The organism is Paenibacillus solisilvae (genome assembly GCF_042656405.1).
Taxonomy (GTDB): domain Bacteria; phylum Bacillota; class Bacilli; order Paenibacillales; family Paenibacillaceae; genus Paenibacillus_Z; species Paenibacillus_Z solisilvae.
In genome coordinates, this window is sequence record NZ_JBHSOW010000127.1 from 17444 (window position 1) to 39934 (window position 22491).

19 protein-coding genes are annotated in these 22491 nt (G+C 51.4%); 15 read left to right on the forward strand and 4 right to left on the reverse strand.

From position 1 onward, the window contains the following. Positions 1-27 precede the first annotated feature (27 nt). On the forward strand, positions 28-1389 hold the full coding sequence (locus tag ACFPYJ_RS31040; protein WP_379192132.1) for a peptidase G2 autoproteolytic cleavage domain-containing protein: 1362 nt from the start codon (positions 28-30) through the stop codon (positions 1387-1389). A 64-nt stretch (positions 1390-1453) separates the two neighbouring features. On the opposite strand, the gene ACFPYJ_RS31045 is transcribed toward ACFPYJ_RS31040, so the two are convergent. After that, positions 1454-2470: a glycosyltransferase family 4 protein gene (locus ACFPYJ_RS31045; RefSeq protein ID WP_379192133.1), complete on the reverse strand. Its 1017-nt coding sequence runs from the start codon at positions 2468-2470 to the stop codon at positions 1454-1456. A gap of 168 nt (positions 2471-2638) precedes the next feature. Between ACFPYJ_RS31045 and ACFPYJ_RS31050 the strand changes: the two genes are divergently transcribed. From ACFPYJ_RS31050 to ACFPYJ_RS31060, 3 genes are read left to right on the forward strand one after another with little or no spacing between them, the layout of a single operon-like run. Next, positions 2639-3844 (forward strand): glycosyltransferase family 2 protein, encoded by a 1206-nt coding sequence (locus tag ACFPYJ_RS31050; RefSeq protein ID WP_379192134.1) that lies wholly within the window; start codon positions 2639-2641, stop codon positions 3842-3844. Between the two features lie 20 nt (positions 3845-3864). After that, positions 3865-5103 carry a sialidase family protein gene (locus ACFPYJ_RS31055; protein WP_379192135.1) on the forward strand — a complete coding sequence of 413 codons (1239 nt, stop codon included), beginning with the start codon at positions 3865-3867 and terminating at the stop codon, positions 5101-5103. Positions 5104-5126: 23 nt separating this feature from the next. Next, complete coding sequence (locus ACFPYJ_RS31060; protein WP_379192136.1) at positions 5127-6347, forward strand: sialidase family protein; 1221 nt, start codon at positions 5127-5129, stop codon at positions 6345-6347. Between the two features lie 113 nt (positions 6348-6460). Here the strand turns inward: ACFPYJ_RS31060 and ACFPYJ_RS31065 are convergent, their stop codons facing one another. Beyond that, positions 6461-6835 (reverse strand): hypothetical protein, encoded by a 375-nt coding sequence (locus tag ACFPYJ_RS31065; RefSeq protein WP_379192137.1) that lies wholly within the window; start codon positions 6833-6835, stop codon positions 6461-6463. 520 nt (positions 6836-7355) lie between these two features. Between ACFPYJ_RS31065 and ACFPYJ_RS31070 the strand changes: the two genes are divergently transcribed. The 3 genes from ACFPYJ_RS31070 (at position 7356) to ACFPYJ_RS31080 (ending at position 11290) form a co-directional block, all read left to right on the forward strand. Beyond that, positions 7356-7931 (forward strand): glycerol-3-phosphate responsive antiterminator, encoded by a 576-nt coding sequence (locus tag ACFPYJ_RS31070; RefSeq protein ID WP_379192138.1) that lies wholly within the window; start codon positions 7356-7358, stop codon positions 7929-7931. Positions 7932-7963: 32 nt separating this feature from the next. Then, positions 7964-9451, forward strand: coding sequence for a glycerol kinase GlpK (glpK, locus tag ACFPYJ_RS31075; protein WP_379192139.1), 1488 nt, complete (start codon positions 7964-7966; stop codon positions 9449-9451). Positions 9452-9601: 150 nt separating this feature from the next. Beyond that, complete coding sequence (locus tag ACFPYJ_RS31080; protein ID WP_379192140.1) at positions 9602-11290, forward strand: glycerol-3-phosphate dehydrogenase/oxidase; 1689 nt, start codon at positions 9602-9604, stop codon at positions 11288-11290. Between the two features lie 809 nt (positions 11291-12099). Here ACFPYJ_RS31080 and ACFPYJ_RS31085 read toward each other — a convergent pair. After that, positions 12100-12312 (reverse strand): cold-shock protein, encoded by a 213-nt coding sequence (locus ACFPYJ_RS31085; protein WP_379192141.1) that lies wholly within the window; start codon positions 12310-12312, stop codon positions 12100-12102. A gap of 312 nt (positions 12313-12624) precedes the next feature. On the opposite strand from ACFPYJ_RS31085, the gene ACFPYJ_RS31090 reads away from it, so the two are divergent. From ACFPYJ_RS31090 to ACFPYJ_RS31125, 8 genes are all read left to right on the forward strand, one after another. Then, positions 12625-13716 carry a CgeB family protein gene (locus tag ACFPYJ_RS31090; protein WP_379192142.1) on the forward strand — a complete coding sequence of 364 codons (1092 nt, stop codon included), beginning with the start codon at positions 12625-12627 and terminating at the stop codon, positions 13714-13716. 41 nt (positions 13717-13757) lie between these two features. Beyond that, positions 13758-14909, forward strand: a complete 1152-nt coding sequence (locus ACFPYJ_RS31095) for a CgeB family protein (RefSeq protein ID WP_379192143.1) — start codon at positions 13758-13760, stop codon at positions 14907-14909. Between the two features lie 227 nt (positions 14910-15136). Continuing rightward, positions 15137-16699: a glycosyltransferase family 4 protein gene (locus ACFPYJ_RS31100; RefSeq protein ID WP_379192144.1), complete on the forward strand. Its 1563-nt coding sequence runs from the start codon at positions 15137-15139 to the stop codon at positions 16697-16699. Positions 16700-16725: 26 nt separating this feature from the next. Beyond that, positions 16726-17823: a non-hydrolyzing UDP-N-acetylglucosamine 2-epimerase gene (gene wecB / locus ACFPYJ_RS31105; protein ID WP_379192145.1), complete on the forward strand. Its 1098-nt coding sequence runs from the start codon at positions 16726-16728 to the stop codon at positions 17821-17823. Further along, positions 17813-18796 carry a polysaccharide biosynthesis protein gene (locus tag ACFPYJ_RS31110; protein WP_379192146.1) on the forward strand — a complete coding sequence of 328 codons (984 nt, stop codon included), beginning with the start codon at positions 17813-17815 and terminating at the stop codon, positions 18794-18796. The genes wecB and ACFPYJ_RS31110 overlap by 11 nt, the downstream gene beginning before the upstream one ends. Continuing rightward, complete coding sequence (locus ACFPYJ_RS31115) at positions 18793-19623, forward strand: dTDP-4-dehydrorhamnose reductase family protein (RefSeq protein ID WP_379192147.1); 831 nt, start codon at positions 18793-18795, stop codon at positions 19621-19623. Before ACFPYJ_RS31110 ends, ACFPYJ_RS31115 begins: the two co-directional genes overlap by 4 nt. Then, entirely contained in the window at positions 19605-20603 is a 999-nt protein-coding gene (locus ACFPYJ_RS31120) for an NAD-dependent epimerase/dehydratase family protein (protein WP_379192148.1), read from the forward strand. The genes ACFPYJ_RS31115 and ACFPYJ_RS31120 overlap by 19 nt, the downstream gene beginning before the upstream one ends. 22 nt (positions 20604-20625) lie before the next feature. After that, the gene (locus ACFPYJ_RS31125; protein ID WP_379192149.1) at positions 20626-21393 is read left to right on the forward strand and encodes a glycosyltransferase; all 768 of its coding nucleotides are present in this window, start codon (positions 20626-20628) and stop codon (positions 21391-21393) included. A gap of 341 nt (positions 21394-21734) precedes the next feature. Here ACFPYJ_RS31125 and ACFPYJ_RS31130 read toward each other — a convergent pair whose 3' ends face one another. After that, complete coding sequence (locus tag ACFPYJ_RS31130; protein ID WP_379192150.1) at positions 21735-22451, reverse strand: glycosyltransferase; 717 nt, start codon at positions 22449-22451, stop codon at positions 21735-21737. Positions 22452-22491 lie beyond the last annotated feature (40 nt).

Here is a 22491-nt window from a genome sequence, read left to right on the forward strand (position 1 = left end):
ATGTGCAAATGATTGGAGTGTTGACATATGGCACAAGGAGATGCAGCTCATGTTGAAGGTTATCATACAGCAGCCAGCGGGGATGCTTCCCATGCGGAAGGAGGAGGAAGCCGGGCATTTGGCCTATACGCTCATGCCGAAGGCCAGGATACGACGGCGGCTAGCGCAGCATCGCACGCTGAAGGCTATACCACAATAGCCGAAGGGCCGTACTCCCATGCGGAAGGACAAGAAACTCAAGCAAAAGGACATGGCTCCCATGCCGAGGGATTTAAATCCGAAAGCGATGCAAGCGCATCACACGCGGAGGGAGACAGCACGGCCGCCCGGGGCAATGCCTCGCATGCCGAAGGGGGATTCACTTTAGCTGAAGGCGATTATTCACATAGCGAGGGTTTTGAAAGTGCGGCCAAAGGCTTTGCCTCGCATGCCGAGGGGGATACCACGACTGCTGCAGGAGCATACTCCCATGCCGAGGGATCGGGTACGACTGCAAAGGGGGATGCTTCACATGCACAAGGCGAAGGTACTCATGCACAAGGCAAAGCTTCCCATGCGGAAGGGAAGGGGACTTCTGCTCATCAGTTAGCAGCACATGCCGAAGGGATACAAACGGTTGCAAGCGGAGTCGGAGCCCGGGCGGAAGGGTATCAAACAACCGCCAGCGGACATTTGTCAACCGCCGGAGGAAAAAAAACAAATACATCGAAATTATCCGGAGCCAGCATCGTCGGCAAGTTTGGGAATGCACTGGAGAGCTATGCATGGCATCTTGCGAATGGAATTGATGAAGCAAATCCTGGACTTGCAGCTAAAATTAATCAATCGGGCGAAGCGGCAATCGACCGCGCCTGGCTCGCCGGAGGACAGCATTATGCAGAAATGTTCGAAACGGCCAATAAAGAGGCAATCGATTACGGGTTTTTTGTAACCTTTGAAGGAACAGAGGGGAAAATTCGCAAAGCTGGAAAAGACGACCGTTATATCTTAGGGATCACCAGTAAAAGCCCTTCGCTTATCGGTAACGCCATGGAGCTCAGATGGTCGCAGAAATATGTGACCGACGAATGGGGCGGCATCCGGTATCAGCAGGTGACTGTTCCGCCTCTATATGATCGTACCGGTTCTCTTATTGAGCCGGGACATGTAGAGGATCAGCCCGTTCTCAATCCCAAATGGAATCCCAAACAACCCTATCTGCCTAGAAGGCTTAGACCGGAATGGGCCGCTGTGAGTTTATTAGGTCAAGTGTTAATTCGGGATGACGGAAGCTGTGTGCCGGGCAGATCCTGCAGGCCGAGTGCGGCTGGAGTCGCTACAAATGCGGCTGACGGTTACCGGGTGATGACAAGAACGGGGAAGAATCAAGTCTTGATATTGTTCCGCTGATTCTTGGTTTTTCAGAAAAAAGTCTTCTGAGTCATCGGATGGATGACAGAAGACTTTTCTGCTTTTACTTCCGTTTTTTATAAATTTGCTCCAGGGTGTCCACCAGTTTTTGCTCGAAATCATGCTTTCTGAACCGGCTGGCTGATTTAAGTCCGCCGGCAGCCAGCTTCTGGTACAAAGCTTCATTGGTCAAAACGGCCTTTAGCGCACCCGCTAATTCACTTGGGCGGCGCGGCTTCGTAATAAAGGCACTTTGCATATGTTCGGCAAAATCCCGGATTCCCCCTGAATCGGTTGTTACGACCGGTGTCCCGCAGGCCATTGCTTCAAGCGGCGGGAAACCGTAAGCCTCTATCCACGAAGAAGAGACAAAAACATCGGCCTCCCGGTAAAGCTCGGCAAACTGCTTGTCGCTGATGGCCCCGTATGTGCGGTACGGAATTCCGGAGGGCAGCTTCAGTATCTTTTCGGGGCAGACCATATGAACAATGTATTTTCCCTGGTAGGCGCTGTTAAATAAAACCATGCACCGAATGAAGTCATGGAACCCTTTAATCTCATAGCCCGAATCCGGGTCCCGCGCCAAATAGAGGATGATTTTGCGTTTTCCAGGGATGAGTTTTTTGGGGATAGGCGAAGGATAGAAGACTTTAGGATCGATACCGGGATTAATGACATGGGTTCTTTGTCTAACATCCTTATAAATTTGTTCATCAAGCCAAGAGGACAGCGTAATAACGGGGACACCCTGAGAATACGTCCATACAGCGAAGTCCCGGTTCCACACCCATGAGGGCTCATAGGCCTGGGAGAAACGTATGACTTGTTTGGGCCAAGCCTCGTAACAGGCGCTGAACGTCGTGTAGAAATTGGCAATGACAATATCGCCATAAGGGATATAAGAGGCACGCAGAGAAGGAATTCTAGTTAATTTGCAATGAATATCATAGACGACCGGTGCCTCTTCCGGTACGAGAACTTCAGTATCATGACCTCTGGCATGCAGCGCATTTGCCAGATCGGCCAAATTCTTACATCCCCCACCAAGATGCAGGGCACCTACTGGAATAACAACCTTCATGTTTGTCCCCCTTCAGTGAAATTCCCAACCATACCTACATCAGTATATAAAGCGAGGCTTCCAAAAGTAAGGGACAGGAGTTGAGATCTGCAATTATCATGACAAGCGTCTATACCTCTTTTATCAGCGTGAATAACCTAGTAGGACATAAAGAAGAGGTGACGTTCTATGCCGGATGTCGGAATTGTAATGCCCGTATATAAGCAAAAGCCGTCTTACCTGCGTGCAGCCATTCAATCCATCCTGAAGCAGTCTTATTCAAACTTCAAATTCATCATTGTTATCGACGGCGCGCCGGAAGTACGCAGTATTATCCAGCAGGAAACGCAGCATGACAAGCGGGTAACGATTATTATGAATGAACGAAATCAGGGTGTGGCCAAAACGTTGAACTGCGGGTTTGAACACCTCTATGCGGATACCGGAATTCAATATTTGACCTGGGTTTCCAGTGATAATATTTATTACCCCGATTACATCCGGCTTCAGCGCAGGCATCTGAGGAATGGACCGGAGCAGCTGGGGTTAATTTATACCTGTTTTCGCGAAATTGACGATAATGACCGCCCCGTTTATGACGATTTTCATACCGAAGAGATGAAAGTCTATCAAAAGAAACCGAAAGAAGAGCTTCTGGATTTCTGTCTGATCGGGCCTTCATTCATGTATAAGAGCATGTATGCGAAAGCCATCGACGGTTATGGCACGGAGCCTGTTGAAGATTACGAATACTGGCTCCGCCTGACGGAGCTTTGCGACATTGAGTACATTCCCCAAGTGCTTATGGATTATCGGGTGAATTCTGCTTTTAGCGTTTCTGCGCAGCTGCAGTCCAATCAGCAGCACCGCCGGTGGAGAAATGCCTATCAGATGGCCAAATTATCAGCCCGGCAGCGAAGGAATATACCTCTGGAGACTACGGTTTTGCATCCGGTAACAGACGGTTCGTCGAAATCTATCGATTTCATCGAACATTTGCTGGAGCAGTACTACAGCAACTTCCGTTTCATTGTGCTCGATTTGACTCCGGGTCGTCTTATCAAGAAGCCGCTTTCCGACATACCGGATCCGAAAATTCAGTATAAAACGATGCCGGGAATGAGTGAAAGGGAGGCGATCCTGCAAACCCTCCGTACCGTTCAGACTCCATTTACGATGGTATATGGCAAAGAGAAGCTGAGCATGTTTGATTTGCAGCGGTTAGCCATCCAATTGAGAAAATCGTCTGTCCCGTTCCTATCCGCTTATTTCACGCTAGGCGGTGATGCGATCGAATGCCGAATAAAGCCGAAGCCTGTGCCCTTAGAACCTGTTTTCAATGAGCTTTACAAAACGATAGTACTGAAAAAAGTGCTGGGCCTTAAATCATACTAACGAATAAATGAGGATTGCAAATGGCGAATTATCAAGTTACTCCAGGCGGTAATACGAAATTCGAACCGAGTGTGGCCGTTCATTTGCTTAGCCCCAATATCATTGTTGCAACAGCCACCGATAACACAACCGGCAGTCCGCTGGTAGGCTTATACAGGTCCATTGACGGGGGCGTCAACTGGGTAAATACGCTGCTGCCTATTCCCGCCGGATTTGCCGGCGCGGAAGCGGCGTTTGTCGCCTATGGCTTCGGCGATCTATTTATTGTCGTGGCACATGCTTTCCCCGTTGGCGCAGCAGGGACGGTAATCGTATATCGGTCGACGGACAGCGGAGCCACCTTCTCTGCTCCGGTGATCGTAAATCAAGGTTATGGAACGTTTATCAATAACGATGCGACCAGCATCAGGATAGACCGTGCGCAAAAGAGTCCCTACCAGGGGAATGTTTATCTTAATTATACCCGACAGACCAATATCGATTTTAACGGAAAATCCCTCGCCTTTTACCAGCGGTCTACGGATCAAGGCGTATCCTGGGATAACCCGAAGCTGATGTCGAATCCGGATGACACGGTGACGGAACGCCCGTTTACGGCAGTCGATTTGAACGGGAACGTCTACTTCTCGTGGATCGACGCTCCGCCCTCTGCACCGAGTTTCTACATCCGCCGGTCGTTTGATGGCGGAGGCTCTTTCGGACCGCAGATTTTGGTTTCGCCGGTGTCGTTTGTCCCGAGCCCGCTGCCGGTTTCGGGCTACGCCTTTCGCTGCCTGACCTGGCCGGCCATTGCGGTGGATACTTCCTTGAATCCCCTGACAAGCAACACGATCTATGCAGTTTGGCAGGATAACCGGCAGGGATATGCGGATATTTTCATGTCCAAGTCGCAGGACCTCGGAACGACCTGGAGTACGCCAAGGAGCGTAACCAATGCTACGTCCGGTTCGCAAAACTTCTTCCCGGCGATCGACGTATCCTCCCAGACGGGTGCGGTCAGAATCATCTACTACACGAACAAGCTGGACGGTTTTTTGCTGAATGTGTTTGTGGCCGAATCCAATGACGGCGGCGCTACGTTTACGAACAGGCAGGTAACGACTGCATCCTCTAACCCGAACGCGGGAAGTCCGACGCCGGTCGTGCTCATCGGGGATTATATCGATGTCAGCATCGTTCCGACGGAAAGATTTATTGCGGTTTGGATGGATACGCGAACAGGCACCCAAACGATATTCGCCGGAAATTTGGATCCGTAATGGGAGAAGAGGTGATGAAATAAATGGTCAATGTTTTAGTAACCCCAAGCGCAAATATTAAGCAGGAACCGAGCGTGGCTGTCAATTATTTATCCCCGAACATCATGGTTGCCACCGCCACCGATTTTCTCAATGGTCCTCCGGCAACTGGCGTGTATCGCTCCTTAGACGGGGGAATGACTTGGAACAGCACGATTCTCCCGTTCCCGGCCGGGTTTACCGGAGCGACTTCGAACGTTGTCGCCTACGCTTTTCCTACTACGTTCATTGTAGCTGCTTATGTATTCTCGCCGGCGCTCAACGGTTCGGCCGTCATTTACCGGTCTACGGACAATGGCGCGACCTACTCGGCGCCCACCATCGCGGCACCGGGCTACGGGACGTTTACCAATAACGCGGAAGTGAATCTCACGATCGATAAAGCGCAGGCCAGCTCCTTCCTGGGATTCGTTTATTTAACGTACACCCATCAAGTGAATATCGACATCGTCGGAGGGAGTGTGATCTTCTTCCAGCGATCGGTAAATGCAGGAGTCACCTGGCAGACGCCGGTCCTTATCTCGAATGAAGCGGACTATGTCTCAAGATCGCAAACGGCTGTCGGCTTTACGGGAATCGTCTACGTCGCTTATATTACGTTAAGTCCGACCGTGACCTTTAAAGTGCGCCGTTCGCTTAACGGCGGCGTCAGCTTCGAACCTACTGTATCGGTGTCGCAAGTCGATCTTGTTCCGACTACGCTGCCCGTTCCCGGATACGCCTTCCTGGTGCTGACGTCGGCCAACATCGCGACGGATACGTCGTCGATGCCAACCAACGGTAACGTCTACGCCGTATGGCAGGACAACCGCCTCGGTTATGCCGACATCTTCCTGTCGAGATCCGTCAATGACGGACTTACCTGGAGCACGCCGATTAGAGTGACGAACGCTCCTGCGGGATCGCAAAATTTCTTCCCGTCCATCGACGTATCGCCGAAAACCGGAGAAATCAATATCATCTATTACTCCAACCAGTTAAACGGGTTTCTGCTGGATGTCTTTCTCTCCCAATCTACCGACGGCGGGCTAAACTTTATTAACACCCGGATTACGACGACCTCATTCGATCCTAATGCAGGCAGTGCGATCCCCACGGCATCCATCGGAAACTATATAACGGTGTCCGTCATTCCCCCCAGCCAGCGTGTGGCGGTATGGACAGACACCAGAACGGGTCAACAGAAAATCTTTGCGGGACCATGAAAAAGGCGATCGAACCGGGGCCGGCACCGGAGCTCGATCGCCGCTTCATTCGCCTTAATTGGGACAAGCGAGCAAGGCTTGTCTCTTTTTAGAACAAAGCTTGACTGGTGTGATTAGGAAGGTGAAAGCGCGGAAATCGTGTTAAGCTCGGAATGAAGTACCCGCTGTTCTTGAACGATATTGCCGAATTCATCCAATCCGTACGATGATAGGATAACATCATTTGGTGTCGCGCTCGATACATTGTACTGAACTTCGTATGCCAGAACCCCCTGTACGAAGAATACAGCCCGTCTGATGGAATTGACAGGAAGGGTAAATGCGTTGACATACAGCGGAATTTTCACATCCGGTGATTGCGAGTAAAAAATTTTAACCAGCACCGTAGCTGCGTTGGACTGGTTTTCGTTGACAAGATTGAGTACAACGTTCGTAGCCGCGGTACCGGTATTTCTTGTATTTGTAATATAGCCTGTTGTTAATGCCATTTTGTCTCACCTCCTTTACCGGTTAGTGTCCGATTGTTAGTCGGAGAATACTTGGATGTTGAAACTTTCAGGACCGACACGAATCGTGCCAAGAGCACTAGATTCAGATTCTGCGCTTCGGAAAAAATAATAAGGTCAGAAGGCGTGGTTCCTCTTACTGCCGTTATAGTAGGGATGTTTTTGCGTATCCTCCTTTCTGCTATAGCATATGAGAGAAAGAGGGGAAAGTGTGGGTAAGCGCGGTGAATCCAGACCTATTTATAGTAAAATTTGCTATTTTACAAGACGGTTTGCCGAAATGTCCAAGCGCATGGGGAGAAACGGGGATGACCGACTTCGGCGAAAGGGAGTGAGATTGTTTTCTCCTATCGGACGGTCGGCACTTGATGGATCAGCCAGCCCCGATCTATTGTCAACGATGAGGTAATCTGGCATATTGAGAGTGACGGATGCGCTCAAATGCCATAGGCCATCCGCTTACTCCGAATGACTGCAGAATTAGGAAAGGGGATGAGAACCCATGCTCAAGGGGAATCCACAAGTGCTTCCGGCGGTTCGGAAAATAAAGGATATGGAGGCACTGCTAGACTCGCCTTTTGAGTATATGGTGCTGCTAGGCGGCCATTTGGGCCAGCTCAAAAGCATGGTTGATTTGGCCCGGCAGAACGGGAAACACATACTGCTCCATGCGGATCTTATCGATGGCTTAAAAAATGATGAGTATGCTGCCGAATTTCTGTGCCAGTCCATCAGACCGGCGGGGCTAATCTCCACTAGAGCCAGCGTTATGAAACGCACGAAGCAGAACAAGCTGATTGCGATACAGCGGCTGTTTCTCATTGATTCCGATGCGATTGAGCATAGCTATGCTCTTCTTGAGAAAACGCAGCCTGACTATATTGAAGTGCTCCCGGGCATTATGCCGACTATGATACAAGAGGTTAAGGAGAGAACCGGAATTCCCGTCATTGCGGGCGGACTGATTCGTACCCAGCAGCATATTCACGATGCGCTTGGTGCAGGAGCATCGGCGATAACGACCTCCCGCAGAGAACTGTGGACAGAATGGCTGAAGGCAGATAAAACGGTAAAATAACGTACTCTGAACATGGAGAGGGGATCGATGATTTGGAAACCTATATGCTGGCGCTGGATCAAGGAACGACCAGCACACGCGCTATGCTGGTGGATCGCCAAGGACTTATCGCATGCATGGTTCAGGAGGAGCTTAAGCTTCAATATCCCGAACCTGGCTGGGTAGAGGTTGATGCGGATGTTATATGGGAGTCGGCCCAGAGCGTCATAAGGAAACTGCTTGCAGAATCGGGCGTCGACGCCAGCCGGATCATGGGCCTTGGCATCACCAATCAGCGTGAGACGACTGTGATTTGGGACCGGGCAACAGGCAAGCCCATTCATCCTGCGGTTGTATGGCAGTCAAGACAATCGTCGGGTATTTGCGACCAGTTGAAGGCGCAGGGGCATGAGCAGACCTTTACCGAGCGGACTGGTCTGCTCATCGACGCTTATTTCTCGGGTACGAAGGTGACCTGGCTGCTGGATCAAGTACAAGGCGCCCGGGAACGAGCGCAGCGGGGCGAGCTGTTATTCGGCACGATCGATACCTGGCTCATCTGGAAGCTCACGGGCGGAAACGTTCACGTAACGGATGTGTCGAATGCCTCGCGCACGCTGATGTATAACATTCATGAGCGGCAGTGGGATGTAGAGCTGCTTCGTCTGCTTGACGTTCCGGCGGCTGTACTGCCGAAGGTATCCTCCTCCTCTGAAGTGTACGGATATACAGAGCCGAGCTTATTCGGTCATCCGATACCGATTTCCGGAGCAGCAGGCGATCAGCAGGCGGCGCTGTTCGGACAGAACTGCTTTTCCGCCGGAAGCGCCAAGAATACGTATGGCACCGGCTGTTTTATGCTTATGAATACGGGGACAACCGCAATCGCATCGAAGCGCGGGCTGCTGACGACTATTGCCTGGGAGCTGGACGGACGCTTGGAATATGCGCTTGAGGGGAGCGTATTTATTGCGGGGGCAGCCATTCAATGGCTCCGGGACGGGCTGGAAATTATTGATTCAGCCGCAGAGTCGGAGAGCGTTGCTGCAGAGGCTGCCTCGTCGGAAGGCGTATACGTCGTACCGGCCTTCGTAGGGCTGGGCACCCCTTATTGGAACAGTGACGTTCGCGGTTCAGTATTCGGCTTGACCCGCGGCACGACGAAGGCGCATTTTGTCCGTGCGGTGCTTGAGTCGCTTGCCTATCAGACGAAGGATTTGCTCGTTGTTATGGAGGAAGAGGCAGGGATTACGCTGGAGGCGCTCGCAGTCGACGGCGGTGCAGTTGAGAATAATCTGCTCATGCAGTTCCAGAGTGACATGCTTGAAGTACCGGTGGTGCGGCCAGTGATTGGCGAATCGACCGCGCTGGGAGCAGCTTTCCTCGCAGGGCTTGCAGTCGGATATTGGGAGAGCAAGGAAGAAATCGCCAAGCTGCGCCAGGTCGACAGGGTGTTTCAGCCGGCGATGGACCAAGCACAGCGGCAAGCCCTTTATGGCGGATGGAAGCGAGCGGTGCAGGCGGCCATAGCTTTTGCTTAATACAGGTGTTATACTACTTATAAGTTAATACGGGTTGGAGACATGGAGAAACCACGAAGACCGCTTTCGCGCCTGCCAAGGTGACGATAGCCGTTTTTGTGGTTTTTTTGTTTGTTGACACATTCACCAATGCGTTACAGGAGGCAAATGATGACCGTTACGAAGATTAAAGCAACTTCTTTTACTGCAAAGGAAAGATTGGGGCTGCTTGCTGAGATGGAGCGGGAGCCTGTTGATGTACTTATTATTGGAGGCGGCATAACCGGCGCTGGAATTGCGCTTGATGCGGCGAACCGCGGGCTGCGTACGGCGCTCGTGGACATGCAGGATTTTGCAGCGGGCACTTCAAGTCGTTCGACGAAGCTGGTGCATGGCGGGCTCCGTTATTTGAAGCAGCTTGAAATAGGCGTTGTAGCTGAGGTTGGCAAAGAAAGGGCGATCGTATACGAGAACGGTCCGCATGTCACGACACCGGAATGGATGCTGCTCCCTCTGTATGCAGGCGGGACATTTGGGCCGTTATCCACATCGGTCGGGCTGCGGCTGTATGATTTTCTTGCAGGTGTCAAACGCAAAGAACGGCGCTCGATGCTGAGCCCTAAGGAGACGTTATCCAAAGAGCCGCTGCTGAAGAAGGAGGGCTTGAAGGGCGGGGGGTATTATGTCGAATACCGGACCGATGATGCGCGTCTGACCATTGAGGTGATGAAGAAAGCAGCGGAATGCGGAGCCCTTGCCGTCAATTATGCAAAGGTGGAATCCTTCATCTACGAGCAGAGCGGCCGACTAACAGGCGCGGTCATTCGCGACGAAATCAGCGGCAGCACCTGCCGGATTACAGCGGCCAAGATCGTGAATGCGACGGGACCTTGGGTCGATAATCTGCGTGAGCTTGACCGCTCCAAGCAGGGGAAGACGCTGCGCTTGACCAAGGGTGTTCATCTCGTATTCGACGGCAGGCGGTTCCCGCTTCAGCAGGCTGTCTATTTTGACACACCTGACGGACGCATGGTGTTCGCGGTTCCACGCGGGGGCAAGACTTATTTTGGCACGACGGATACGAATTATAAAGGCGATACGGCTAATCCGCGGATGACTATAACAGATCGAACATACTTGCTGGAGGCAGCTAATTTCATGTTTCCAGGTCTGAAACTGGATGAGAAGGATGTGGAGTCCAGCTGGGCGGGACTTCGTCCTCTGATTCAGCAGGAGGGAAAGTCGCCCTCGGAGATTTCCCGAAGAGATGAGATATTTGTATCCGAATCCGGGCTGATTTCCATTGCAGGCGGGAAGCTGACCGGGTATCGCAAAATGGCTCAGACCGTCGTCGATAAGGTATCTGAGCTGCTTGCTCAGGAAGGCCGTATTCCGGCTCAAGCTGAAGCTGGCACAAAAGATTTACGGATCTCCGGCGGTGATGTCGGAGGATCGGAAGGCTATGAAGCATTCGTCAAAGCGAAGATGCAAAGTGGTGCCAGCCGGGGGTTTGCAGAAGAGGAAGCAAGGTTTCTGGCCGCCCGTTACGGCTCGAATGTCGATCAGCTGTTCGAACTGGCTGATCAGGTTCGCCAGGAGGAAGCGGCCTATGGGCTTCCGCTCGTGCTGGCGGTTCAACTGCGCTACTCGCTGGAATATGAGATGGTGGTGAAACCAGTCGATTTCTTCATCCGGCGGACGGGTGATATGTTTTTCCATATTGATCATGTGAAGCAGTGGAAGGAGCCTATTCTTGCCGCGATGGCGGACCGGTTAGGCTGGACAGCAGAGCAGCAAACGCTGTATGCCCGGGAGCTTGAAGAGAAGCTCACAGAAGCGGTTGAACCGCTGGCTGAATAAATAAGGCAATAAAGAGATGGAGCAGCAATTTTGCGTTTTTTCGGGGCAATATCCATAATGGATGATGACCTCGAATATAGCTACAAAGCAACTTTGCAACTGAGCAACTTAGCAACTGGGCAACTCAGTAACTCAGTAACTCAGTAACTCTGGAACAAAGTAACCTAGCAATTCGGCAACTTAAGAACTCAGCAATATAGTAACCTAGCAATTCGGCAACCCAGCAACTTAGCAACTTAGCAACTTAGCAACCTAGCAACCTAGCAACCCAGCAACTTAGCAACTCAGCAGCTCAGCAACTCAGCAACTCAGCAGCTCAGCAACCCAGCAAACCAACAAACCAACAAACCAACAAACCAACAAACCCAATAACGCAGCAGCTCGGCTTCCACGTCTGCTGCAAGAACAGCTCCATACTGGATATATACAGTTATTTTGCCCTTTAATTGATTGGAAAGAGCCCTATACTGGATTTTCGCAGTTAAAATGCCGTAATTTGCCTCAGAAAGCGACAATGGTCTGAAATAACTGTATGCAATGCAGTATAGCTGCCTAAAGGTGTTCAATATGGCTCTCTATACTGTACGGAATCCAGTTTAGATTTCCATCACGCAAGGACAAAGAGTGCAGGGGGTTGTTAACATAGAAACAAAAGAATCTAAAAGAATCGGAAACAAAAGCGGCTGCGCAGGATATCCTGTGCAGCCGCTTTTTGTTGAAAATAAATGTTCAGTTTGTAAGGTCCAGGTATGTCGGCAAACGGAGTTTTTTCGCTAGTCTGACACCTTTTCTTTTGCCTGCTGTCAATCTTATTGAAATCCTCGTTTGGTCCCGTTGGTGAGAATCGGGAGCGTTTTAATTCCGCTAATCATGCTTGAGCTGCAAATAGGACAGGAAGGCTGCTCCCCGAATGAGAAATCATCCCTCATCCAGCACGTACACCCATCATTACTGCATGTCCATATGGACGTATCTTCCTCGGGAATTGGCTCAATATGCTTCTTAGAGAAATGGATGATCATGACCTCCTTAAAGTTTTACGAAGTAAAGCGACTCCGTAAGCATGGGCTTAGTTTCTGCGGGGCAACCGCCTGCTGATGCCGCGCCGGATTTTCAGAAACATCCAGCAAAAACTCGCACCGAAAGACAGCGCTCACCCCGCATGCATCAGCTTCTTTCTAATATGTGTTCAGCTTGCCATAATTATGCATCCCATGCATCCGCCTTAGGGTTAAACGCCAATTTTTTTACTCTGACGGACAAGTGACCATGAGCCTTGCCTGTCACTAGCATATATATGAAGACAGAAAGTAGATAAGGCAGGGGAGTGTGCGATGTTAGTAAAGAAACAAGCTTTCTCCGCTGCGGCGGAAAAAGGATATCTCTTAGGCTATGAGCAGGGACTGCGGGATGGGGCATGCGAGTCGCTTGTTCGCCTCATTCAGCCCGCTGCGCCTATTAAACATGATGTGTGTATCCTCTATATTCCGCAAGGCTTCGAGGCTATTGATCAAGGGATTTTGGAGGCCCTCCGGCAATCTGTGCGGGAGGTTCATGTGGCGGATTCGAAACAGATGGCAGAGCAGGCATCGCTCATTCGCCCGGATTGGATGCTTGTATTGAATGGGCTGCATGTTTTTCCAGAGAATCATCTGGAACAAATTGATCAGATTCGTGCAATGGGCATTCAAACCGCAATATGGTTTGCAGACGACCCCTATGTAACGGAAGAAACGATTACCATTGCCCCTCGCTATGATGCGGTGCTCACCCATGAGCTAAGCACCGTTCAATTATATCTGGATCTCGGCTGCCGATCCGTACATTACATGCCCCTCGCCGTTCATCCGGGCTGGTTTAAGCCGATGAGAGTTGAGGAGAAATACCGCAGTGATATTTGTTTTATTGGGCAAGCATTCTGGAACCGCGTGGAATTATTCGACGCTCTGGCTCCTTACTTGGCAGGTAAACGCGTATTCATCGCTGGCGGGCTGTGGGACAGGATGAAGAACTACTCCATGCTAAAGCCATTCATTCGGATGGGATGGCTGCCTGTGGAGGAATCGATTCGCTATTACAACGGCGCCAAAATCGTCATTAATCTGCATCGAACGACGGAAGCGGGGAGCGATAACCGCAATACATTGAATTTGCCGGGAAGGTCCATTAATCCAAGAACCTATGAAATTGCCGCCTGCGGCACGCTTCAATTAACTGATCAGCGCGAAGATTTACCTCATTATTATCGAGTGGGCTTAGAGCTGGATACCTTCAAGACAGCAGAGGAGCTTCAATCGAAAATGGCCTATTACCTGAAGCATGAAGATGAGCGCAGAGCAATGGCGCTGCGCGGACTGAGAAGAACGCTGCAGGAGCATACGTTCACGACCAGGGTGCAGCAGCTTGCTGCAGTGCTTTCCTGGTGAAGGTACGGATTCGTAATAAGAGCAGGAAAGGAGTGAAGGTAATGGCAGCATCAACACAAAAACGCCGCCATGTTGTTCCGGTTTCCAAACCAAGCTCCAGGCTTAGAGACGTAGCCAAAGGCAGAGCGGATGGTTACCGGCTTGGCTGGGAACACGGTCATTGGTATGGGAAATGCGAGTCCGTCCTCATACCTGCATTGTCACAGCAGCCAGCGCAAATGCGGCCTATACATGTGCTCTTCGTCGCTACAGGCAAGGGATTTCCTTACTCGCCGCTCGATGAGGCCATATCCTCCACATTGAGAGGACTCGTTACACAATTAACCATTACTGATTCCAAACAGCCGGTGGCTGAGATCGCAATACGCATTCGCCCTGACATCGTCATTGTTCTTGACGGACTTATGTTCGATGTGGCGCAAATCAGTGCCATTCGGAGCCATGGCATTCGGACCGCAATCTGGTTTACGGATGATCCCTATTATACGGATATGACCTCGTCAATTGCTCTCCACTATGACGATGTATTTACGCTGGAGCTGAATTGCGTGGATTTTTACCGCAATCTTGGCTGCAATCGCGTCCATTATTTACCCCTCGGGACTTATCCGGCGGAATTCAGACCGCGTAATCCGGAGCGCAAACTTCGCCATGATGTTTGCTTTATTGGATCGGCGTATTGGAATCGTGTTGGCTTCTTTGATCAAGTGACGCCCTATTTGGCCACAAAGGACACTCATATATCGGGTATTTGGTGGGAGCGGCTGCGTGATTTTAACCTGTTGAAAAATAAAATTGAGCTCGGCCGCTGGATGGGACCGCAGGAAACGGCAGGCATGTATAACGGGGCGAAAATCGTCATCAACATGCACCGGTCGCATGATGATGAAACGTTCAACAATAACAGCGCGGGGATTATGGCTGTTTCGCCAAATCCGCGAACCTTTGAAATTGCCTCCTGCGGAACTTTGCAGCTAACGGACGTTCGGGATGATCTCGTATCCTTCTATACGCCTGGGGTGGATATCGTAACCTATTCATCGCCGCAGGAAATGATAGAGAAGATTGAATATTACCTGAATCATGAAGACGAGCGGCGTGAAATCGCAATTCGCGGGATGGAACGGACACTGCGCCAGCATACCTATGCAAACCGGCTGGATATGATGCTCAATCTGCTGTATCCGGGTTAGGCAATATCACTCCGGTGTTTGATGCGGATGGGGGCAATGGCGACATTTGTGCGCTTGTAAAGGGTTCATCTGTCGTGCCGATTCAATTGCCCTCGCAATATATTGTAAGAAGTAGTTTGCTTACGCAAACGAAGCTGATGCTTCCGAAGTATTCTGATTTTGCAAACCAAGCTTATGCTTTCGAAGTCGTTTGCTCCGCAAACTTTTAGGAGGTGAGAGCCAGCTCGTTGATCACGGGTGTGGCGAGCCGCTTGAAATCGATAAAGCCCAAGGTGCTTGTATTCTCGCATATTTGCAGTCCGCAATTCGTTACGGGTGCTGAGAAGCTTCTGCTGTTCATGCTGCGTGAGATGCTGCCCTCCTTCTCGTGTACGCTCATCGTTCCGAATGAAGGAATTATTGCGGAGCAGGCCAGAAAGCTGGGCATCCGTGTTATCGTTCAGAATATTCCTCTAGTTGTGTCCCTCTATCTAGCACTCTCTCATATGAACGACGAAGTTTCTAAGAACACACAAGGCCCGGAATGGGCGGAGCTCCTCTTCCTGATTCACAGAGAGCGGCCGGATGCCATCATTACGAATACCTGTGTTCATCCGCTGCCGGCGATGGCTGCCAAATCACTCGGCGTCCCGGTTATCTGGACCGTGATGGAGGCCCTTCGCGAAACGCCTTATACATCGATGGCTGTGGCCATCTTCGAACAATATGCCGATTACGTCATCGGTATTTCTGAAGCGACACTCGCCTCGCTCCGAACCCCGGTCTTACTGCCCAAAACGACCTTAATTCCCCCCTCTTGGGACCATGCGGAGCTCAGGCCGGATACTTGGACCGAGCAGCGGCATTTACGCAGAAGCAGGCTTGGGATTTCGGAGGGGCATAAGCTGATCGGTTATATCTCCTCTTCTATTTTCGAGGCGAAAGGCCTTGAGCATTTTATGCAGATGGCGGTGCCAGTTGCTGAACGGTTTCCGCAAGCGATGTTTCTCATCGTCGGTAACCCTGTAGACAGCGGCTACTTCGAACGGTGCTTGGATCACGCCCGGGCGAAGAATGTATTGGAACGGTTCAGATGGATTCGGTTTGAAGAGCAGGTCGAGACCATTTATCCGGCTATGGATATATTGGTTGTTCCCAGCCTGACCGTCGAAGGTTTCGGCATGACGGCGCTTGAAGGCATGGTCTTCGGAAAGCCAGTCGTCGTATACGGCTCAGGAGGTTTGACTGAAATTGGAGCGGCGACTGGTAATATGGCTTACGTTGTTCCGGTAGGTGAGACGGACGGATTGTTCGGCAAAGTCAGTGAACTGCTTGGGGATGAGGCGCTGTTCTTGTCAATCGGAGCCCGGAATGCGCAGATGTCGATCGCAGCATTCGGTGTCGATGTATATCGCAAGCGATTGCGTAAGTTTATCGAATCGTTGAAGCTTCAGGGCTATAATCCGCCGCGTATCGTGCGGGGCAGTACGCCGAACGTCTATCTATTCGAGAACGGAGTGCTTCGTCCGTTTAATTCCGAGCGCGCTTTTCTGCTTAAAGGCTACAGCTTTGATCAGGTGTATCAAACAATGGATGCTTTCATCGCGGCGTTTCCGCACGGTGCCCCGATCGGGAAGCTACTGCACCGGGCTGCGAGGGGGAAAAGAAGTAAACTCCGAAAAGGCTCCCGGACCCGAAGAAGGCGCTTATCAGCCAAACGCAGCTCAAGACGGGTCGCCAGACGCATTACCAGATCCTCACCCGGGCGAAAGCAGGCAGGACATAAGCGGGCAGGACGCAAGTCACGATAAATTTCTACAGGCAGGAGGGAGCTTTCATGCGCGTTGTAACAATCTTGGGCACGCGCCCAGAAATTATTCGACTGAGTCTTATCCTTCAGAAGCTGGATACGCTTGCCTCTGAGCATGTGCTCGTGCATACAGGGCAGAATTTCTCGCCTGCACTTAGTGATATTTTTTTCCAGGAGCTCGGATTGAGGCAGCCTGATTATCTGCTCAGCGGGTCCAGACAAACGCTTGGCGGCCAGCTGTCTATCATGTTTGGTGAGGTCGAACGGATTCTATTGACCCATAAGCCGGATGTCGTGCTGCTGCTCGGCGATACCAACAGTGCGCTCTGTGCCATAATCGCAGAGCGAATGGGGATTCCGGTGGCGCATATGGAGGCCGGGAACCGCTGCTTCGATCTCTCGGTACCGGAGGAGAAGAACAGACGCATTATCGACGCAGTATCTTCAATCAATATGCCTTACACCGCGTACAGCAAGAACAATCTGCTCCGCGAAGGATTCCCGAGCAATCGAATTATCCTTACCGGTAATCCGATTCATGAGGTGATAACCCATTATAAGTCCCATATTGACAGCAGTGACGTGCTGGGCAGACTGGGGCTTGAACCGGGCCGGTATATGATCGTAACCGCACACAGAGCTGAGAATGTGGATGATCCGGAGCGGTTAACCGGTATTCTGGATGGGCTTAATCGATTGGCCAGGCGTTTCGATGTTCGGATGATATGCAGTGTTCATCCGCGCACCCGTTCACGAATCGAAAGCGGCAGCGTACAGGTGGAGATGGACAGCAGGGTTGAATTTTACGAGCCATTCGGATTTTTTGATTTTGTCAAACTGGAGCAGCATGCCGTATGTGCAATTACGGACAGCGGGACGGTTCAGGAGGAATGCTGCCTCTTCGGCGTTCCGACAGTGACGATCCGCCAGACGACGGAACGTCCGGAAACCATTGATTGCGGCAGTAATGTGGTATGCGGCCTGAAGGCGCAGCGGATTGAAGAAGCGGCTGCTGTCATGATGGCAGTTCCTGCTCATTGGAAGTGTCCGGATGGTTATTTGGATACGAATGTGTCGGATAAAGTGGTTAAATTTGTGCTTGGAGGGAAATGGGATGTTTACTAATCAGCGGATTTTAGTAACGGGCGGTACCGGTTCATGGGGGTATGAACTGATCCGGCAGCTGCTTCAACTGCAGCCGAAGCAGATTATCATATTCTCACGCAATGAATCCAGTCAGGTGACGATGAGCCGGACATTTGAGGATCCGAGGCTTAGCTTCTGCATCGGTGATATCCGCGACAAGGAAGCGTTAATGAGAGCATGTGAGCGTGTCGATTATGTGTTCCATCTGGCTGCGCTTAAACATGTGCCTGTCTGCGAGGATCAGCCTTACGAGGCGCTTAAAACAAATGTCATCGGCACGCAGAACGTTATCGAGGCAGCAATTGCCAACCACGTGAAACGCGTCATCTATATCTCGACTGATAAAGCAGCCAATCCTTCTAACTTCTACGGAATGACCAAAGCCATCGGCGAGAAGCTGATCGTCTATGCGAACCTGCTTCATTCGGATACCACCTTTGTCTGTGTGCGCGGCGGCAATGTGCTTGGCACGAACGGAAGCGTGATTCACCTGTTCATGAATCAGATTAAGACCAAGCAGCAGGTCAGCATTACAGATATGAAAATGACCCGCTTCTTCTTGACCCTTCAGGATGCGATCGGTCTGCTCTTCAAAGCGTCGGAGGAAAGCCGGGGCGGTGAGATCTTCGTCATGACGATGCCGACCTGCCGGATTGTGGATCTGGCTGAGGTGCTGATGGATGCGATGGGTGTACAGGCGGCTATGGTCGAGAGCGGCATTCGGCCAGGTGAGAAAATACATGAAATTCTGCTGACCGATCATGAGAGCACGACGACGATTGTGTACGACGAGGAATACTTGGTCATACTGCCGACCATTGACATCCCGGGCCTTCGCCAGCATTACAGCAGCTATCCGAAGGTGGACTTCGAAAGCTACAGCTCCAGCCAGTCTCTGCTCAGCAAAGAAGAAATCCATTCCATGCTCGTTCGCGGAGGGTTCTTGGTATGAAACTCCTGATTATCGGTGGGCGCGGAATGGCGGGTCATGTGCTGGTCCGGTATTTTCAATCCGAACCGGGCTGGACGGTAGATTACACGACAAGGTCGCCGGAGGATCGCGACGGTCACTTTCTTGAAGCGACAGACAGCGAAGCGGTGGCTGTCCTTCTAAACGAGCTGAGGCCGAATATTATCATCAATGCAGCCGGAGTACTCAACCAAGATGCCGAAGATCATCCGCTGCTGGCGTACCAGGTGAACGGTTTGCTGCCGCACTGGCTGCGCCATCAGGCCGATCAGATCGGTGCGCGTCTTATTCACATCAGCTCTGACTGCGTGTTCAATGGAATACGCGGTCAGTATTGCGAGGACGACCGTCCGGACGGAACGAGCGTATATGCGCGTTCGAAGTCGCTTGGCGAAATCCATGACCAGCGCCATTTGACGATTCGGACTTCTATTATCGGTCCGGAGATCCGCATGTACGGAATCGGACTGCTGCAGTGGTTCCTCAGTCAGAGGGACACGGTTAACGGTTACGGCCGGGTATGGTGGAATGGGGTAACTACGCTCGAGCTGGCCAAAGCCATTGAGTATGCAATTGAAAGGCCGAAGATCGGCGGCCTTATCCATCTGACAGCTTCGGAAACCGTCACGAAGCTGGAGCTGTTAACTTTATTCCGTGATGTGTTTAATCGTTTCTCTGTGATCATCAAGCCGGATTATCGCGTGAATATTGATCGTACCCTTCAATGCACGCGTCAAGACTGGCATTATGAAACGCCGAGGTACAGAGTTATGCTGGAAGAGTTGGCTCGATGGATGAAGAAAGCATGAGCCGCCCGCGCCTCGTCATTACGGGCGCTGGCGGCTTTAGCGGCGAGCATGCTTGCCGTCATTTCTCTTCGCAGGGCTGGGAGGTAACGGCTGTACTTAGGGAGCAGGCATCGGATCAGGCGCCGGCCTGGCTTCAGCAGGTAGAGACTGTTGCTTACTGTGATTTGTCCTCGCGTCAGGAGACGGAGACGCTGATCCAACTCACGCGTCCTGAATATGTTCTGCATCTGGCAGGCATGAATGCCGTCGCTTCCTCCTGGAAGGATCCGATTGCCGCCCTTCAGAGTAATGTTATGGGAACCGTTCATCTATTGGAAGCTGTAAGGCAGCTGAATGAATCCCTTCATCAGAAGAGTTCCAGCGGTAACGGCAGTCAGGCTTCACAAGCGTGCCGAATATTGGTCATCGGCTCGATGCTGCGGTTCAAATTGCCTTTGACGGCAGACTCGGAAGGTCCGCCGCATCCCTACAGCCTGAGTAAAACCATGCAGGTATTGGCTGCCCAGAGCTGGGCTTCCCTATACGGGCTGGAGGTTATCGCCGCAGAACCGGCTAATCTCATCGGCCCGGGCCGATCCACCGGCTTATGCACGCTGCTTGCCCGTTTCGCTGCGGAGACGGAGCGTGCCGCAGCAGGCGGCATGCAGCAGCCCGGACCGTTTAAACTCTCATCGCGAACCGAAACACGGGATCTGCTTGATGTTCGCGATGCCGTCCGTGCTTACGAGCTGCTGCTCCGATCGGGTGTTCGCGGCCGCGTTTATCCGGTTACATCCGGAAGGCTGCGGACGATCGGCGAGCTGGCGGACCGATTCGATCAGATTGCAGCGGTTCCCCTTCACTGGGAGGTGGGACAGTCGCAGGCCCCGTCACCGGTTCCCGATTCGCCTGCTGCGATCCGGGAGCTTGGCTGGCATCCGCAAATTACCATTGAGCAATCGATCAGCGATGTGCTGGAATACGCAAGAAGTCGTCATTAACTAACTTTAAGGGGGCTCGTGAATGGGAGCACATCACCCGAAAGTAACGATCGTCATTCCTTTTTATAATGATCCTTATATACGGGAAGCCGTAGAAAGCGCGCTGTCACAAACCTATCAGAATGTGGAGATCATTGTGGTGGATGACGGTTCCACCCTTCATGCGGATAAGCTGGACAATTACAAGCAGCATATTTATTATTTGGGGAAATCCAATGGCGGTACGGCAAGTGCGCTCAATTACGGTTTTCGATATGCATCCGGAGAATATATCGCATGGCTTAGCTCGGATGACCGCTTCTATCCAGGCAAAATAAAACGTCAGGTTGAAGCTATGCAGCAGCAGGGAGCGCTGATTTCCCATACAGGCTTTGACATTATAGACGCAGGCGGGAAAATGACGCAGCTTAATGTGATTCCACCCAGAAGTGAAAGCGGCGACTTCTACCGGGCACTGCTCAGCAGCAATCCGATTAACGGTTGTACCGTCATGATGAGCAAAGCCTTATTTCGTAAGGTAGGAGATTTCGATGAATCGCTGCCTTTTACGCATGATCTGGATTATTGGTATCGCGTGCTGCTCAGCGGCGTTCCGTTTCTTCGGATAGCCGAGCCGCTCAGCGCGTACCGCCGGCATACGGAGATGGGGTCCGTGCGTCACAAGGATGCAATCGGGCTTGAAGTGAAAATGACGTTTGCTAAATATGAGAAGCGATGGCAGGCTTACACGAAGCAGCTTGGCTTTCTGCAGGAGCCTGCACGAGCCTTGTCCCAAAAAAGAAAACGGTAAAAGAAAGCTGCAGCGATCGAGGCATAGGAAGCCGGGTATGCCCTTCGATGCGCTGCAGCTTTTTTTGGCCGATTAAGGCTGTTCACCGGGTTTCCCGCTGACTCCGGAGCGGGAGGGACAAGCTCAACTTATCAGGCATCCAGGAATGCCCAGGCTCTTTTGCGCCGCTCAGAAGCTCATCTAAGCCCCTGAATCATAAAGAGAACCGGATCGCTGTCATCAATCTCCGGAGCTGCCGCAGCGCGCAGAAGGAAGTGATGACGGCCTTATCGCAGGGTTCCGCCCCGCCTCCGATCACGCCCCTGCTGCACATCCCCCCGCAGCCGCTTACCCCAGCTTCATCATCCAGGCAGCTGTGCCAGCAGGGCATTCATCTGAAATGCATACTGTTGGCTGACATTCTGAGCTTCTAACAGAATAGTGTTGAAATGCTTAGCTGTCCCCATCTGTGTATGGCGGCGATAAACGGTAAGCGGCTCATTGATATAATGAAAATCAACCTGTGACAGCACCACTCGAACCCATAGCTCATAGTCATGCGTGTAAGGAAGCGATTGGTTGAACCAGCCAATCGATTCGATGAGATGTTTAGTCATCATTACCGTACAGCCGTTTACAGGACAGCCATTCTTCAGGGAGTTGATAAAGGCTTTGGCTGTCGGGTATTTCATCGCTGCCGCTCTTTGCGTAACCGTGCCATGCTCATTCATTATATCGTAATCGGTATGGCTGATTTGCGCATTCATCTGTTCCATATAAGCGACCTGCTTCGTAACCTTATCCGGCATGAAGCGGTCATCTGAGCTCAGCCAGGCGACGTATTTGCCGCTTGCCATCTGGATACCGTAGTTGAGTGCACTTGCGGTGCCCCCGTTAGCTTTGCCTAAGTAAATAATGCGGGAACGATAAGGATCGAGCCTGCTTTGATGCTCGGTCGAACCGTCATCTACGACAATAATTTCAATGTTCGGATACGTCTGATAGAGTGCGCTGACAACCGCTTGATCGATAAAAGGATCGTTATAAAAAGGGATAATAATAGACACTTTAGGCAGCATGACTTTTCACCTCGTGAATTCATTTCTTCTCTTCTCTTAC